Source organism: Kitasatospora sp. NPDC127111 (assembly GCF_042677465.1).
Lineage (GTDB): Bacteria > Actinomycetota > Actinomycetes > Streptomycetales > Streptomycetaceae > Kitasatospora.
Window position 1 is genome coordinate 86,958 of the sequence record NZ_JBHXTG010000022.1, and the last position, 14,257, is coordinate 101,214.

At 74.7% G+C, this 14,257-nt stretch carries 14 protein-coding genes; 6 read left to right on the forward strand and 8 right to left on the reverse strand.

What is annotated here, in order from left to right:
- Positions 1 to 76: 76 nt before the first annotated feature.
- The 5 genes from ACFVHB_RS16360 to ACFVHB_RS16380 all read right to left on the reverse strand — a co-directional run bounded on the left by ACFVHB_RS16360 (position 77) and on the right by ACFVHB_RS16380 (position 3,642).
- Entirely contained in the window at positions 77 to 490 is a 414-nt protein-coding gene (locus tag ACFVHB_RS16360; RefSeq protein ID WP_380321536.1) for a hypothetical protein, read from the reverse strand.
- On the reverse strand, positions 487 to 948 hold the full coding sequence (locus ACFVHB_RS16365) for a protease inhibitor I42 family protein (protein ID WP_380321539.1): 462 nt from the start codon (positions 946 to 948) through the stop codon (positions 487 to 489). Before ACFVHB_RS16365 ends, ACFVHB_RS16360 begins: the two co-directional genes overlap by 4 nt.
- Positions 945 to 2,522 carry a peptidoglycan-binding protein gene (locus ACFVHB_RS16370; RefSeq protein WP_380321542.1) on the reverse strand — a complete coding sequence of 526 codons (1,578 nt, stop codon included), beginning with the start codon at positions 2,520 to 2,522 and terminating at the stop codon, positions 945 to 947. Before ACFVHB_RS16370 ends, ACFVHB_RS16365 begins: the two co-directional genes overlap by 4 nt.
- A gap of 75 nt (positions 2,523 to 2,597) precedes the next feature.
- Complete coding sequence (locus tag ACFVHB_RS16375; protein WP_380321545.1) at positions 2,598 to 2,969, reverse strand: hypothetical protein; 372 nt, start codon at positions 2,967 to 2,969, stop codon at positions 2,598 to 2,600.
- Between the two features lie 157 nt (positions 2,970 to 3,126).
- Positions 3,127 to 3,642 (reverse strand): aegerolysin family protein, encoded by a 516-nt coding sequence (locus ACFVHB_RS16380; protein ID WP_380321548.1) that lies wholly within the window; start codon positions 3,640 to 3,642, stop codon positions 3,127 to 3,129.
- Between the two features lie 441 nt (positions 3,643 to 4,083).
- On the opposite strand from ACFVHB_RS16380, the gene ACFVHB_RS16385 reads away from it, so the two are divergent.
- The gene (locus ACFVHB_RS16385) at positions 4,084 to 4,818 is read left to right on the forward strand and encodes an SGNH/GDSL hydrolase family protein (RefSeq protein ID WP_380321578.1); all 735 of its coding nucleotides are present in this window, start codon (positions 4,084 to 4,086) and stop codon (positions 4,816 to 4,818) included.
- Between the two features lie 62 nt (positions 4,819 to 4,880).
- Here ACFVHB_RS16385 and ACFVHB_RS16390 read toward each other — a convergent pair whose 3' ends face one another.
- Complete coding sequence (locus tag ACFVHB_RS16390; protein ID WP_380321551.1) at positions 4,881 to 6,527, reverse strand: DUF2079 domain-containing protein; 1,647 nt, start codon at positions 6,525 to 6,527, stop codon at positions 4,881 to 4,883.
- Between the two features lie 171 nt (positions 6,528 to 6,698).
- Here ACFVHB_RS16390 and ACFVHB_RS16395 point away from each other — a divergent pair, with 171 nt between their 5' ends.
- The gene (locus tag ACFVHB_RS16395) at positions 6,699 to 7,601 is read left to right on the forward strand and encodes a pentapeptide repeat-containing protein (RefSeq protein WP_380321554.1); all 903 of its coding nucleotides are present in this window, start codon (positions 6,699 to 6,701) and stop codon (positions 7,599 to 7,601) included.
- A gap of 37 nt (positions 7,602 to 7,638) precedes the next feature.
- On the opposite strand, the gene ACFVHB_RS16400 is transcribed toward ACFVHB_RS16395, so the two are convergent.
- Entirely contained in the window at positions 7,639 to 8,370 is a 732-nt protein-coding gene (locus tag ACFVHB_RS16400) for a tyrosine-protein phosphatase (protein WP_380321557.1), read from the reverse strand.
- A gap of 50 nt (positions 8,371 to 8,420) precedes the next feature.
- Between ACFVHB_RS16400 and ACFVHB_RS16405 the strand changes: the two genes are divergently transcribed.
- Together ACFVHB_RS16405 and ACFVHB_RS16410 are read left to right on the forward strand one after the other, a co-directional pair.
- Entirely contained in the window at positions 8,421 to 9,362 is a 942-nt protein-coding gene (locus tag ACFVHB_RS16405; protein WP_380321560.1) for an aminoglycoside phosphotransferase family protein, read from the forward strand.
- Between the two features lie 26 nt (positions 9,363 to 9,388).
- The gene (locus ACFVHB_RS16410; protein WP_380321563.1) at positions 9,389 to 10,024 is read left to right on the forward strand and encodes a tetratricopeptide repeat protein; all 636 of its coding nucleotides are present in this window, start codon (positions 9,389 to 9,391) and stop codon (positions 10,022 to 10,024) included.
- A 229-nt stretch (positions 10,025 to 10,253) separates the two neighbouring features.
- Here the strand turns inward: ACFVHB_RS16410 and ACFVHB_RS16415 are convergent, their stop codons facing one another.
- On the reverse strand, positions 10,254 to 11,150 hold the full coding sequence (locus tag ACFVHB_RS16415) for an aminoglycoside phosphotransferase family protein (RefSeq protein ID WP_380321566.1): 897 nt from the start codon (positions 11,148 to 11,150) through the stop codon (positions 10,254 to 10,256).
- Between the two features lie 63 nt (positions 11,151 to 11,213).
- Here ACFVHB_RS16415 and ACFVHB_RS16420 point away from each other — a divergent pair, with 63 nt between their 5' ends.
- Positions 11,214 to 11,801, forward strand: coding sequence for a hypothetical protein (locus tag ACFVHB_RS16420; protein ID WP_380321569.1), 588 nt, complete (start codon positions 11,214 to 11,216; stop codon positions 11,799 to 11,801).
- Between the two features lie 112 nt (positions 11,802 to 11,913).
- Positions 11,914 to 14,257, forward strand: a 2,344-nt coding sequence (locus ACFVHB_RS16425; protein ID WP_380321572.1) for a Tex family protein, incomplete at its 3' end; no start/stop codon positions are given.

Here is a 14,257-nt window from a genome sequence, read left to right on the forward strand (position 1 = left end):
GGCGCCCCCGTGGGCCCGCCGCCGTCAGCCGGGTTCGCCGGGCGCCCCCGTCAGCCGGTTCGGCCGACCGCTCCCGTCAGCCGGTCTCGCCGGCCGGGCCGGAGCGGACGTTCCGGCGCAGGCCCAGGATCTCGGCGACGGCGTCGAGCCAGCGGGCGAGCAGCTGGTCGCCGTCGGTGGTGGTGGCCGTGGTGGCCGCCGAGCTGAGCCACTCGCGGGCGAGCCGGGTGGGCTCCGCCCCGGGCAGCGGCTCGGCGAGGCCGGCGGCGTAGCCGGCGCCGCCGCTGCGCACCACCTCGGCGAGGAACGAGACCGAGCGGGGGAGCACCCCCAGCCGGTCGGCGGCCAGCGCCGCCGCGATCGCGCCCTCGCCGAACAGCGTGGCGCGGTACGGGCCGGCGAACGCCAGGCCGTAGCGGAGCAGGGCGGGTACGTCGAGCTGCCGCAGCTCGTCGTCGGTCTTGGGGCGGTAGCGGTCGTCGGCGCTCAACGGACCGTCACCGTGTAGGTGTTGCGCACGAGTAGTGTCCTGTTCTGGTCGCTGGTCTTCGGGTTGTCGCACAGTGAGCGGAAGCAGTTGAAGAGCGTGATGGTGGTGGTGCCGCCGCCCTTGGCCTCGAAGACGTAGTAGCGGGTGCCACCGGCGCCGTCCGCGTCCTCGGCGCCGTCCGGGGTGTCGAGCACCTCGTCGACCTCGGCCACCACGGCGGCGTCCGGCCGCGGGTCCACGAGGCTCCAGCGGTCGCCGACCGAGGCGTTGTCCCGGACGGGGATCGAGAACCGCTCGCCGGGCTTGACGGTCACCGAGCGCTCCTCCGCGCCGAGCACCCGGCCGCGGCCCGGCGCGTCCTGCCCGCAGGCCGTCAGGCCGCCCGCCAGCACGGCCGCCAGCACCACGGCCCGCAGGGACGTCCTCGTCCGCCTCGTCCGCGTCGTCCGCCCGGTCATTTCGGCAAGTGGACGGCGTAGGCGGTGGGCAGCCGGTTGTCCGAGGCGCGGTCCATGTGACCGTTGACGAAGTCCTCCTCGCTGACCCAGGTGGTGGTGCCCCACGGGTTGTAGATCTGCAGCATGTTGCCCTCCTGGCCGACGATCATCATGGCGTGGCCCGAGCGCTTGCCGTCCTTGTCGTAGCCCTCGACCCCGATCGGTACCGGCTTGCCGTCGGCGACCGCCTTCTCGATGTCCGGCAGGAGCTCGCGCCGGGCGTCGTCGTCCGGCATCTTCTTGTAGTCGAACTCGGCGCCGGTGTGCGGGCTGACCTCCTTCTCCAGCACCTTCTCCTTGCCGTCCGGCTGCATGCCGTCCCAGTTCTTGCCGCCGTCGCCCTCCTTGTGCACCCGGTGCTGCTCGGCCAGCAGCCGCTGCTTGAACGCCTCCGGGTCGTCCTCCTGGCCGGACGGGCCGCCGGTCAGGTCCAGTGCGTAGAGCGGGTCGACCATCGCCCGGGCGGTGACGGTGGAGGACGCCACGCAGGTGCCCTCGGTGTTCGCCTGCTGCCACTGGGCGGTGCCGAACACGACGTTGTCCGTGTTCTTGTTGGAGCCGTTGTCGTTGATCCCGCCGCTGGACCGGTCCTCGTCCTCGGCGTACACCGGCGTCAGGTGCTGGCGCAGCCAGTGCGGGTCCTTGCCGTGGATCTTGCCCTGGAAGGCGCGGATCTCGTCCATGGAGTGACCGGCCGCCAGCGCCTTCATCAGATAGGCACGCTCCTGCGGGGACTTGGAGTCGGCGAGCAGCTTCTCGAAGTCCGCCCGGTCCTTGTCGTTCATCTTGTTCAGGTACTCACCGGACCGCTTCATGTCGTTGGCGGTCAGCAGCTCGTTCAGTTCGGTCGGGCCGTCCGCCCCGGAGGTCTCGGCCAGCACCAGCTTGTCGGCGGAGGTGACCCCGTTGGTTTGCATCTTGCTCGCCCGGGCCTCGGAGGCCAGCTTGTTGAGGTCGCGGGCCGCCGCCCGGGTCGCCTCGTCCGCCTTCCTGGCGGCGTTCAGCATCGAGTCGACGTAGGGCGCGGCGGCCTGCTGCGCCTTCTTGCGTTCGGCCTCCTCGTCGTCGTCCTCGACCCAGTCGTCGAACCAGCCGTCCTCGCCGCCGAGCGAGCTCAGCACCTGCTGCAGCCCGGAGCGGGCGGTGCCGTCCTGGCTCTGGGCGATGCGCAGCCCGTCCGCGAGGTGGAGCAGGGCGATCCCGCCGCGGTGGAACGCCGTGGTCTGCTGGTCGACGGCGCGGGCGGCGGCGGCCACCACCTCGGCGGCCTTCGCGCCGGTCGAGCCGGTCCAGACGTCCGGCAGACCGGCATTGGCGACCGTCATGACGTCCTGGTGGAGCTGGTTCGAGTCGGCGGCCGCGCGCTGGTAGCGCTTGCCGGTGGCCTCGATGACGCCCGGGTCGCCGAGCGGCGCGTGGACCGCGAGGGCGCCCTTGATCGCGGATATGAGGTCGTTCTTGCTGTCCGCCTCGCGGACGTCCTTCAGTCGGTCGCTCAGCGCCTTGCATCGCTGTGTGGTGGATTCGCCTGCCATGGCTGCTCGTTCGCCCCCGTGTCCTGGTCCCCGTGGTGGTGCGGTGTGGTGTCGCGCCGGTGCGCGGCGGTGCGGTCAGCCGAAGGGGCGGTGCTCGCCGCCGCCTCCCGCCGCCGCGAGGCCGGCCACCACGGCGCCGTCCGCCGACTGGTAGTTGGCCGAGGAGGTGCGCACCTTGCCCGCCAGCTCGCTCAGCGCGCTCTTGATCGTCGCGGTCTCGGCCTGCCAGGAGTGGCTGAAGTTCAGGTACGCCGGGTCGACGTCCTCGCCGCCGAACACGTCCCCGGCGTAGCACACGGGGTCGGCGATCGCCGTGCCTATCGCGCCCTCGTCCCCCGAGGCCTTGTCCAGTGCCTTCGCCTGTCCCTCGGCGCCGCCGGCCTGGATCGTGTAGCCCGAACCGTCCGCCATGTCCCACCCCTCGCGCTGCTCCCGCGCCGTCGGCACGACGGCATCCGAGCACCCTAAGGACCGGTTTGAGGCGCAATCAATGCGTATCGCCGCTGGTGGGAATGCTGTTGCAGATTCATGACACGCCGTCCACCGCGCAGTGACAGCAGGGGGTCGAACGCGGCCCGGGGTGGTGCGTGGTGCGGGGGAGCGGTCAGCTGCCCCAGACCGAGAACTCGACGGTGGCGTTGTTGCCGGAGCCGCCCGCCTTGTTGAGGTGGAACTTCAGGTCGGAGCCGGCCCAGTCGTACGAGTTGGAGCCGACGTACGGGTTGTTCCAGTGCACCCGCACCAGCCGCCCGTTGAGGACCGGGTTCGCGCAGTTCTCCGCGTAGAACTGCGCGTACCCCTCCGTGCCGGTGGCGAACCCGTTGGACTCCGACGACCAGCTCCCCCGCTGCTGGTCGTAGATCCGCACCGGCGGCTCGGAGGTCCAGATCCCGTGGCTCAGCTCCCACGACTCCCGGGTCAGCGTGCAACCCGTCCAGTTGTTCAGCTTGACCACGGTGCTGCGGGCCGCCGAGGTGGCGGCCTGGACCTGGGTGGTGCCCTTCGCCCCGGCCGCGGTGGTGGTGGCGGCGGAGGCCGTGCCCGCGAGGCCGGCCGTGAGGGCGGCTGCGGTGACGAGCGTGATCGCGGCGGCCCGGCGGCGGTGGCTGGTGCTGCTCATGGTTCTCTTCCCCCCGATGTGGCTTCTCGGTCGCGGTGCGGTTCGGCGTCCTGCCGATCCGTTCCCGGCCGGGTGTCCCTCCCGACGTGCTCCACGGTGCCCGGTGCCGATAAACGGAGGCTCGTCATTCGATGAGCGGCCGTGTTGATGCGGGCCGGACGGGGCCGGACGGGGCCGGAGGGGGCGGGAGCGGGCCGGAGGGGCGGGAGCGGGCTGGAGCGGGCTGGAGCGGGCTTGGAGCGGGCCGTACCGGGCTGCGGCGGGTCCCGGGCCGGGGCCGGTCCGGGGGAGGTCCGTGGCCGGTGCCGGAAGCGCTGCGCGTACGATCATCGGGCCATGGAGAACACTGCGCAGAAGAGCGCGGACACCGCGCCGACCACGCCCACCGGACACCGCGGCTTCGCCAGCTACGTCGCCGTCGGGGACTCCTTCACCGAGGGCATGTGCGACGACCTGCTGCCCGGCGGCCACTACCGGGGCTGGGCCGACCGGGTCGCCGACCGGCTCGCCGCCGAGCGGCCCGCCGGCGGGTTCCGGTACGCCAACCTCGCCGTCCGGGGCAAGCTCATCGGCCAGATCCACGACGAGCAGCTCGCCCCCGCCGCCGCGATGGGCGCCGAGCTGGTCACCCTGGCCGGCGGCCTCAACGACGTGCTGCGGCCGCGCTGCGACATCGCCCGGGTCGAGGACCTGCTCGGCCGCTCCGCCACCGCGCTGCGCGCCACCGGCGCCACCGTGGTGATGTTCACCAGCACCGACCCCACCCGGCGGCTGGGCGGCAGCACCCGGCTGCTGCCGGCGATCCTGCGGATGAAGGCCTTCGTGCACGAGCTCGGCCGGGACCCGGGCATCGCGGTGGTCGACCTGTTCTCCGCGCCCTGCTTCGACGACCGCCGGCTCTGGGCCGAGGACCGGCTGCACCTCTCGCCCGAGGGCCACCGCCGGGTCGCCGAAGCCGTGCTGGAGGCGCTCGGCCGTCCCGCCTCCTTCGACTGGCGCGCCCCGCTGCCGACCGCGGCCCCGCCCGGCCGCGCCGCGAAGCTGGCCGCCGACGCCCGCTGGGCCCGCACCCACCTCGGCCCCTGGATCGGCCGCCGCCTCACCGGCCGCTCCTCCGGCGACGGCCGGCCGCCGAAGCGGGCCGAGCTGCTGCCGTACCCGGTGCCCCAGCGTTAGGGCCCGTCCGGCGGCGGAACCCCGGTCGGCGCCGCGCCGAGGTGGTCAGCCGCGGGCCGAGGTCAGCCGCGGAAGAGGTTGTGGCCGACGTCCGACGGCACCTCGTCCTGGTACGGGGTGCTGTCCGGGCCGGGGACGTGCTCGCCCGGGACCGGCTCGGAGCCCTCGCGGTGCAGCAGCACGACGCCGTCCTCGGCCCAGAGCTGCCGGTAGCCGTGCGCCAGCAGCAGTTCGATCCGGGCCGCCTGCTCGCGGTCCGTCTTGAACGGGAACGCGCGCTTGTCGGAGCGCAGCAGCACGTACTCGCGGCCGCGCGGCTTCTCGTCCACCAGCACGACGTCGGTGCGCGCCGACAGCCGCGGCGCGGCCTGGTTGTCGGCCTCGACGGTGGCCCCGTCCGGGATCCGTTCGGCCCCCCGGAGCAGCGCCGCCTCGCTGGCCTTCGGCTGCCAGTAGGCCGGGACGAACAGGTTGGCCGCCCCCATCGGCAGCGCCGCCGCCACCGTCACGGCCGCCGCCGCCACGCCCAGCCGGCGGGTGAGCGCCGCGCGGTGGCAGCGGCCCAGCACCTCCAGCGCGGCGACCAGCAGGACCGGCCAGAGGAACGCGTCGTAGTGCCGGGCGACCGACCAGTGGTTCGGGTTGCTGGAGAGCACCCGCTCGGCGAGCAGCGGGACGGCGCAGAGCACCGTCGCCGAGCGGAGCGGGAGCGCGAACAGGGTGCCGAAGATCCAGAGCAGCAGCAGCGGCTTCAGCGGCGCGTCGAAGAGCGTCGAGACGAGGAGGGTGGGGTCCCGCAGGACGTGGGAGAGCGCGTCGCCGCCGTTCTCGCCGAGCGACTGGTAGTTCCAGTAGTAGCCCGGTGCCCCGCCCATCGCCGGCACCAGCAGGGCGATCGCCACGGCGGAGGCCAGCGGCCCGCCCAGCAGGAAGCCCGCACCCCAGCGGGCGGTCCGCCGCCGGCGCTCCCGGTCCTCGTCCCGGCGGGCCCGCAGCAGCACCAGCCCGTACGCGCCGACCGCCAGCCCCAGGTCCTCCTTGGTGCAGCAGAGCAGCAGCCCGGCCAGCGCGGCCGTGCCGTAGCGGCGGGCCATCCCGCGCTCCAGCATCAGCAGGGTCAGCGGCACCGCGAAGGCGACCTCGTGGAACCCGCCGCGCGAGGCCACCAGCAGCGGCCAGCCCAGCCCGTACGCGAGCCCGGCCAGGTCGGCGGCACGGCGGGCGGTGCGCGGGTCGGCCCCGGCGAAGCAGCGGGCGGCCACCTGGCGGATCAGCGGCACACCGGCCGCGAAGCAGAGCGCCTGGCCGATCAGCAGGGAACGCGGGTCGTCCCAGAGCCAGTACAGCGGCGCCATCAGCGCGATCACCGGCGAGAAGTGGTCGCCGAGCAGCGAGAAGTCCGCGGGGAACTCGTGGTGGAAGCTCTTCAGCGACGACACCGGCAGGCCGAAGTGCGCGTAGCCGCGCACGCCCTGGTCGAAGATGCCGAGGTCGAAGCCGCCCAGCTGGAGCGTGGTCCACTGCTGGGCGGCGATGCCGAGGCAGACCGCGAAGCAGAGCAGGGTGAGCGCGACGGTGCGGGCCCGGGGGGAGAGGCGCAGCTCCTCGGCGCGGGCGGTTCCGGTGGGGTCGTCCCCGGCGGGCTCGGCATGCGGGGTGTCGCCCGTGTCCTCGGTGTCCGGGTACGCCGCCACGTCGTGCCGGGACATGCCTGCTCGCCTCCATCGATCGGTACGGAATCGGCGGACCGAACCGACACCGGCCGACCACATTAACGGACCGCCCCGACCGGCCCCCGGTTCCCGGACGGTCCCCGGCGCCAGGATGGTGTCGGTACGCTCTACGACGCACCACCACGTCGACCGGAGGACAACCGAACAATGGCCGCGCTCACACCCCTCACACTCGTGTCCGACTGCGGGAGCTGCTTCGGGCTGTGCTGTGTCGCGCTGCCGTTCGCCGCCGGTGCCGACTTCGCCGTCGACAAGTCCGCCGGCACCCCCTGCCGCAACCTGCGGACCGACTTCAGCTGCGGCATCCACGCCCGGCTGCGCGACAGCGGCTTCCAGGGCTGCACGGTCTACGACTGCTTCGGGGCGGGTCAGCACGTCTCGCAGGTCACCTTCGGGGGCCGGAGCTGGCGCGAGGATCCGGCCGGTGCGGCGCGGATGTTCGAGGTGTTCCCGGTGGTCCGGCAGCTGCACGAGCTGCTCCGGTACCTGACGGAGGCGCTCACCTTCGCCCCCGCCCGGCCCGTCCACGCCGAGCTGCGCCGGGCGCTGGAGGAGACCGAGCGGCTCGCCGCCGGCACCCCGGACGAGATCCTCGCGGTCGACGTCCCCGCGCACCGGCAGGGCGTGGCCGAGCTGCTGCTCAGGGCGAGCGAGCTGGTCCGGGCCGCCGTCCCGCGCCGCCGCGAGCACCGGGGCGCCGACCTGTTCGGCGCCCGCCTGCGCGGTGCGGACCTGCGCGGTGCCAACCTGCGCGGCGCGCTGCTGGTCGCCGCCGACCTCGCCGGTGCGGACCTGCGGCTCGCCGACCTCATCGGCGCGGACCTGCGGGACGCCAACGTGGCCGGGGCCGATCTCACCGAGGCGCTCTTCCTCACCCAGGCGCAGCTCAACGCCGCCCGCGGCGACGCCACCACCCGGCTCCCGGAGTCCCTCACCCGTCCCACCCACTGGCCCGCCACCGCCACCGTCCCCGCCGAGGGCCCGCGCCAGGGCCGCGGCACCGCACCGGGTCGTTCCGGGGGCCGCCCGGGCCGCCCCCGCCGCCGCTGATCCTTTCCCGGGGCCCGCGTGATCGCGGTGCGGCCGGCTACGCGGTGAGCAGCCGCCCCCGCAGCTCGTCGATCAGGCGCTCGTCGAGGCCGAGTGCGCCGGTGGCGTAGCCGCGCACCGAGCCGTGGGCGCGGGTCAGGTCGGCGAGCACGTGGCGGATCACCTCCTCCGGCGCGCGCCCGAAGCCCGGCCAGCGCAGCGCGCGCCCCGGGTTGGCGGCGTGCCAGGCGGCGACCAGGTGCGGGGTGGCCAGCTCGGTGAGCGCGAAGTCCGCGGCCACGTCGTCCTCGCCGACCCCGACCAGGGTGAGCACCAGCGCGGCGATCAGCCCGGTGCGGTCCTTGCCGGAGGCGCAGTGGAACACCACCGGCCGGTCGGCCGCGGCGATCAGCTCCAGCACCTCCCGGATCTCCACCACGCCGTCCTCGGCCACCTCGGCGAACCGGTCGGCCAGGTAGCGCCAGGGGTCGAGCTCCGGGTCGATCTCGGCCTGGTCGTACGGGCGGTGCTCGATCGACAGGTTGTGGTACGCCACCCCGTCCAGCTCCGGGACCCGCCCGCGGCGGGCGATCTCCCACGGGTAGCGCAGATCGATCACCGTCCCGATCCCGAGCGCCCCGAACCGCTCCAGGTCGGCCGGCGAGGAGAGCTTTCCGAGCGCGTCCGACCGGTACAGCCACCCCCACCGGGTTGACCGGCCGTCAGCGGCCGGATAGCCGCCCAGGTCACGGAAGTTGCAGAGGCCGTCGAAGGCGAGGTGGCGTGTCATGTCCGCACCCTACCGAGCCCACTGGCCGCGGCCGGACGCGGGCTGCGATCATGGCGGACATGGACGGTGTCGTGATCGACGAAGGCCTCGTGCGTGCCCTGCTGCGCGAACAGCACCCGGACCTCGCGGACCTGGAACTGCGGGCGGTGGACGGCGGCTGGGACAACCGGGTGTGGCGACTCGGTGACGGCTTGGCCGTGCGCCTGCCGCGCACCGAGCGCGCACCGTCACTGCTGGACAAGGAGCGGCGGTGGCTGCCCGTCCTCGCCCCGCACCTGCCGCTCCCGGTGCCGGTCCCGGTGCGGGCGGGCCGGCCGTCCGCCCGGTTCCCGTGGCCGTGGGCCGTCGCGGCCTGGGTGCCCGGCGAACCGGCCGACCTGGCCCCGGTGTCCCGCGGCCGGCAAGCGGCGGAGCGCCTGGCGGGGTTCCTCGCGGCGCTGCACCGCGCGGCCCCGGCGGACGCGCCGCCGGGCCGGGATCGCGGGGTGCCCCTCGCGACGCTCACGCACCAGTTCGACCGGTCGTGCCGCGCGGCCGGCCTCGCCGACGGCCCGGACGCCCCCTACGGCCTCGGCGGTCTGGCCGACGGGATCCGGGAGGTCTGGGAGGACGCCGTCGCGGCGCCCGCCTGGCCGGGCCCGGCCGTATGGTTGCACGCCGACCTGCACCCGGCGAACGTCGTCGTCACGGGCGGCACGCTCGCGGGCGTGCTCGACTTCGGCGACCTCTGCACCGGCGACCCGGCGACCGACCTGGCGGCCGGATGGATGCTGCTGCCCGCCGGCGCGGCCGCACCGTTCCTCGACGCCTACGCGGACGCGGCGGCCCACACCCGCGTGGACGGGGCGACCGTCCGCCGCGCCCGGGGCTGGGCGGTCCTGCGGGCCCTGAACCTGATCGCCATCGGCCGCGCCGGGGACCGCGGCCTCCCGGGCGGCAAGGTCACCTGGGGACCGGCCGGCCGGGCGACGCTCGACCGCGTACTGCCGTAGAACCGGCCACCGCATAGGGTCGGCCCATGGACGAACGCATCGAACAGGCCCAACTCCTCTGCGACCGCGCCACCTTCGGCGGCGAGGCGGAGCTGCTGCCCGAAGCCGACCGCGCCCTGGACGCCGCCGAGGCCGATCTCGCGCTCACCCGGGGCCGCGTGCTGCACGCCCGCTTCCTCCGGCAACGCGAGGCGGACGAAGCCGAGTTGGCGTTCTTCGAGCGCGCCCGCGAGCTGTACCGCTCGCTCGGCGACCGGCGCGGCGAGGCCGAGGCGGTGTTCTGGACCGCCGTCTACCACCAGGTCGTCCGGGGCGACCACGCCGCCGCCCTCCCCGCCCTGCACCGCTCACGCGACCTGGCCGCGGCCGCGGGCGACCACCGCACCCTCTCCTACGCCCTGCGCCACCTCGGCATCGCCGCCCACCAGGCGGGCGAACTCGCCGACGCCCGTGCGCTGTTGGAGGAGTCGACCCGGCTGCGCCGGGAGCTGGCCTTCCCCGCGGGCGTCGCCGCCAACCTGGTCGGCCTCGCCTACCTCGCCGCGGGCCAGGACCGCCCCGGCGACGCCCGCGCACTGCTGGACGAGGCCGCCGCCCTCGCCGCCTCCGCCGCCGCCAAGGCCGTCCTGGACCAGGTCGACGAGGCCCGCGCCGCCCTCTGAGCACCGCGGGCGGCCCGGGTCGGCGGGCCTCCTCGCCGGGTTCGGCTCCGGGGGGCGCTCGCCGGAGTGGGGAGGTGAGGGCGCACGCCGCAGGGATCGCCCGCACACCGAGGCCGCCCGTACCGCCGCGCCGTCCTTCGCCGCCGACGCCACGCGGACCGGGTAGCGGCCGGTCCCGGGCGGGAGGCCCTCACCCGGCCGGTCCCGACCGCTACCCGGCGGGACGCCCTCACACGCTCCGGTCGGCGAGGACCTCGCGGATGACGTGGCGGGCGTTGGCGGCCAGGGCCGGGTTGGTCGACCGGTAGTAGGGGAGCTGGATGAGGGCGATGGAGAGGGCCCAGGCGCGGCCGCGTTCCCAGTCGGCGTCGTCGGCGGCGAGGGCGGTGCGCAGCACGGGGCGGGCGGCGGCCGGGAGGAGGTTCCAGGCGACGATCAGGTCCACCGTCGGGTCGCCGACGCCCATCGCGCCGAAGTCGATGACGGAGGTGAGCCGTTGGCCGCTGAGCAGGACGTTGCCGGGGGAGAGGTCGCCGTGCATCCAGACGGGCCGGCCGGCCCGCTCGGGAAGGCGAAGGGCCTTGTCCCACAGGGCCGTTGCCGCCTCGGTGTCGATCGCCCCCCGCAGCCGGCCGATCGCGGCGCGGGTGGGGGCGTCCCGGGCGGCGAGGGGGACGCCGCGGGCGGCGGGCGGGCCGTCGGCGGGGTCGACCGCGCGCAGGGCCGTGATGAACCCGGCAAGGTCCCGGGCGAGTTGGAGGGGCGCGGTGACGGAGCCGACGACCGGGTTGGCGCCGTCCGCCCAGCGCAGCACCGACCACTCCCAGGGGTAGCCGGCGGCCGGCCGGCCGTGGGCGAGCGGTTCGGGGATCGGCAGCGGCAGGTGCGGGGCCAGCCGGGGGAGCCACCGCTGCTCGCGCCCGACGCTGTCGGCGGCCCAGCCCACCCGGGGCAGCCGGACGGCGAGTTCGGGCCCGAGCCGGAACATCGCGTTGTCCGCTCCCGAGGGGGCGACCGGTCTCAGCGGCAGCGTCTTCCACTGCGGGAACTGGGCGGCCAACAGGCGCCGTACCAGGGTTGCGTCGATGTCCGGTTCGTCGTCATGCATCCTGGCGGCAGCGCACATGCCCGGCACTGTACCGCCGGGGATCCCGCCGGTCGGGCGGATTTCGAACACTAGGCTTGGTTCATGAGGAGCCGATGGGACCGTTGGGTCATGTGGGGGGCGCTCGGGGGCGCGGGAGTGCTGACGGTCGCCGCCGTCACGGGCTGGGTGAACCGGCGCTCGGGCGGGTTCCTGGTCCTGGCGCAGTGGTTGCACCGGCCGCTGCTGTTCGGAACGCTGGTGCTGGTCCTGCTCTTCGTGGCGCTGGTGTCCTCGCGCGGGCCGGTCTGGGCCCGCAGCGCGCTCGGCGTCGTGGTGGTGACGCTGGCGGTGGGCGCGGTGCCGCTGTGGTTCCTCTCCGGCGTCTTCTCGGACCACCACCGGACGACCCGCTCCGAGGCGGCGCCCGGCCGCCCGGACCGCGAGCTGGTGGTGGAACGGGGCACGGCCGGGTTCGGGCCCGACCCGCTCTACTGGGTCTACGTCGACGAGGGCTCGGGCCTCACCACCCGCCGCTGGCAGGTCGCGTACGTCAACGGCGACGCCAACGGGATCAAGGAGCTCGTCTGGACCGGCCCGGACCAGCTCCGCCTGGTCACGGAGGACGGGACCCACCTGATCCACCTCGCCGAGGACGGCCGCCCGGACCACCCGGTCAACGACCGGTACTGAACCGGCCGCGCGCCACGCCCGGGGTGTCCGGGGGCGGCCGGGAGGTGTCGCCGGTACCTGCCAGAATGCAGGGAGTACGGGGACAGCAACTCTGGAGAAGGTGACCGGCTTCGTGACCACGCCAGTCGAACAGGTGGCCAGGCAGGCCCAGCAGGCGATCGAGCGGAAGATCGCCGAGGAGCTGGGCGTTCGCGACGGGCAGGTGAAGGCGGCGGTCGAGCTGCTGGACGGCGGGGCGACCGTGCCGTTCGTGGCCCGCTACCGCAAGGAGGTCACCGGCTCGCTGGACGACGCGCAGCTGCGCACGCTGGAGGAGCGGCTGCGGTACCTGCGCGAGCTGGAGGAGCGGCGGACGGCCGTCCTGGAGTCGATCGAGGCGCAGGGCAAGCTCGACGACGCGCTGCGCGCGCAGGTCCTCGCCGCCGACTCCAAGGCCCGGCTGGAGGACATCTACCTGCCGTACAAGCCGAAGCGGCGCACCAAGGCGCAGATCGCCCGCGAGGCCGGGCTGGAGCCGCTCGCCGACACGCTGCTCGCCGACCCGACGCAGGACCCCGCCGCCCTCGCCCTGGGCTACCTCAACGAGGCGGTCGCCGACGGGGCCGCCGCCCTGGAGGGCGCGCGGGCCATCCTGGTCGAGCGGTTCGGCGAGGACGCGGACCTGGTCGGCTCGCTGCGCGAGCGGATGTGGACGCGGGGCCGGCTGGTGGCCACCGTCCGGGACGGCAAGGAGCAGGACGGCGCCAAGTTCGCCGACTACTTCGACTTCGCCGAGCCGTACACCAAGCTCCCCTCGCACCGCATCCTGGCGATGCTGCGCGGCGAGAAGGAGGAGGTGCTGGACCTCGAACTCTCCCCGTACGACGGCGAGGACGGCGACCTCCCCGGGGAGAACGACTACGAGCAGCGGATCGCCGCCCGCTTCGGCATCGCCGACCGCGGCCGCCCGGCCGACAAGTGGCTCGGCGACACCGTCCGGTGGGCCTGGCGGACCCGGATCCTGGTCCGGCTCGGCATCGACCTGCGCGGCCGGCTGCGCCAGGAGGCCGAGGACGAGGCGGTGCGCGTCTTCGCGGCCAACCTGCGCGACCTGCTGCTGGCCGCCCCGGCCGGCACCCGCGCCACCATGGGCCTGGACCCGGGCTTCCGCACCGGCGTGAAGGTGGCGGTGGTGGACGCCACCGGCAAGGTCGTCGCCCACGAGACGATCTACCCGCACCAGCCGGCCAACAAGTGGGACGCCTCGATCGCCACCCTGGCCGCGCTGGCGAAGCGGCACGCCGTCGACCTGGTGGCGATCGGCAACGGCACCGCCTCCCGGGAGACGGACAAGCTCGCCGAGGACCTCATCAAGCGCCACCCGGAGCTGGGGCTCACCAAGGCGATGGTCAGCGAGGCCGGCGCCTCGGTCTACTCGGCCTCCGCGTTCGCCTCGCAGGAGCTGCCGGACCTGGACGTGTCGATCCGCGGCGCGGTCTCGATCGCCCGCCGCCTCCAGGACCCGCTGGCCGAGCTGGTCAAGATCGACCCCAAGTCGATCGGGGTCGGCCAGTACCAGCACGACCTCAGCGAGGTGAAGCTCTCCCGGTCGCTGGACGCGGTGGTCGAGGACTGCGTCAACGCGGTCGGCGTGGACGTCAACACCGCCTCGGCGCCGCTGCTCACCCGGGTCTCCGGCATCACCGGGACGCTGGCCGACAACATCGTCGCGCACCGGGACGCCAACGGCCCGTTCCGCACCCGCAAGGCGCTCAAGGACGTCGCCCGGCTGGGCCCGAAGGCCTTCGAGCAGTGCGCGGGCTTCCTGCGCATCCCCGACGGCGACGACCCGCTGGACGCCTCCAGCGTGCACCCCGAGGCCTACCCGGTGGTGCGGCGGATCCTCGCCGCCACCGGCGGGGAGCTGCGGCAGCTGATCGGCAACAGCAGCGCGCTGCGGGCGCTGCGGCCCGGCGACTTCGCCGACGACACCTTCGGCATCCCGACCGTCACCGACATCCTGGGCGAGCTGGACAAGCCGGGGCGCGACCCGCGCCCGGCCTTCCGCACCGCGACCTTCAAGGAGGGCGTCGACAAGATCGGCGACCTGGAGGTGGGCATGGTGCTGGAGGGCGTGGTCACCAACGTCGCGGCCTTCGGCGCCTTCGTGGACGTGGGCGTGCACCAGGACGGGCTGGTGCACGTGTCCGCGCTGTCGAAGAACTTCGTCAAGGACCCGCGCGAGGTGGTCAAGCCCGGCGACATCGTGACCGTGCGGGTGACGACGGTGGACGTGCCGCGCAAGCGGATCGGGCTGACGCTGCGGCTGGACGACGAGCCCGGGCGCCCGGCCGGTGGTGACCGGGGCCGCGGCGGCGACCGCGGCGACCGGCAGGCCCGCCCGCCGCGCCAGGACCGCCGGGGCGGCCAGGACCGGCGCGGCCAGGGCGGTGGCGCCGGCTCGGGCGGCCCGGCCG

Excerpts from the sequence above, each read along its gene's own strand:
- ACFVHB_RS16415 (WP_380321566.1), bottom strand. The coding sequence starts at position 11,150 with ATGTGCGCTGCCGCCAGGATGCATGACGACGAACCGGACATCGACGCA.
- ACFVHB_RS16405 (WP_380321560.1), top strand. The coding sequence starts at position 8,421 with ATGGCGGACATGGACGGTGTCGTGATCGACGAAGGCCTCGTGCGTGCC.
- ACFVHB_RS16420 (WP_380321569.1), top strand. The coding sequence starts at position 11,214 with ATGAGGAGCCGATGGGACCGTTGGGTCATGTGGGGGGCGCTCGGGGGC.
- ACFVHB_RS16400 (WP_380321557.1), bottom strand. The coding sequence starts at position 8,370 with ATGACACGCCACCTCGCCTTCGACGGCCTCTGCAACTTCCGTGACCTG.
- ACFVHB_RS16370 (WP_380321542.1), bottom strand. The coding sequence starts at position 2,522 with ATGGCAGGCGAATCCACCACACAGCGATGCAAGGCGCTGAGCGACCGA.
- ACFVHB_RS16410 (WP_380321563.1), top strand. The coding sequence starts at position 9,389 with ATGGACGAACGCATCGAACAGGCCCAACTCCTCTGCGACCGCGCCACC.
- ACFVHB_RS16395 (WP_380321554.1), top strand. The coding sequence starts at position 6,699 with ATGGCCGCGCTCACACCCCTCACACTCGTGTCCGACTGCGGGAGCTGC.
- ACFVHB_RS16390 (WP_380321551.1), bottom strand. The coding sequence starts at position 6,527 with ATGTCCCGGCACGACGTGGCGGCGTACCCGGACACCGAGGACACGGGC.
- ACFVHB_RS16365 (WP_380321539.1), bottom strand. The coding sequence starts at position 948 with ATGACCGGGCGGACGACGCGGACGAGGCGGACGAGGACGTCCCTGCGG.
- ACFVHB_RS16380 (WP_380321548.1), bottom strand. The coding sequence starts at position 3,642 with ATGAGCAGCACCAGCCACCGCCGCCGGGCCGCCGCGATCACGCTCGTC.
- ACFVHB_RS16385 (WP_380321578.1), top strand. The coding sequence starts at position 4,084 with ATGTGCGACGACCTGCTGCCCGGCGGCCACTACCGGGGCTGGGCCGAC.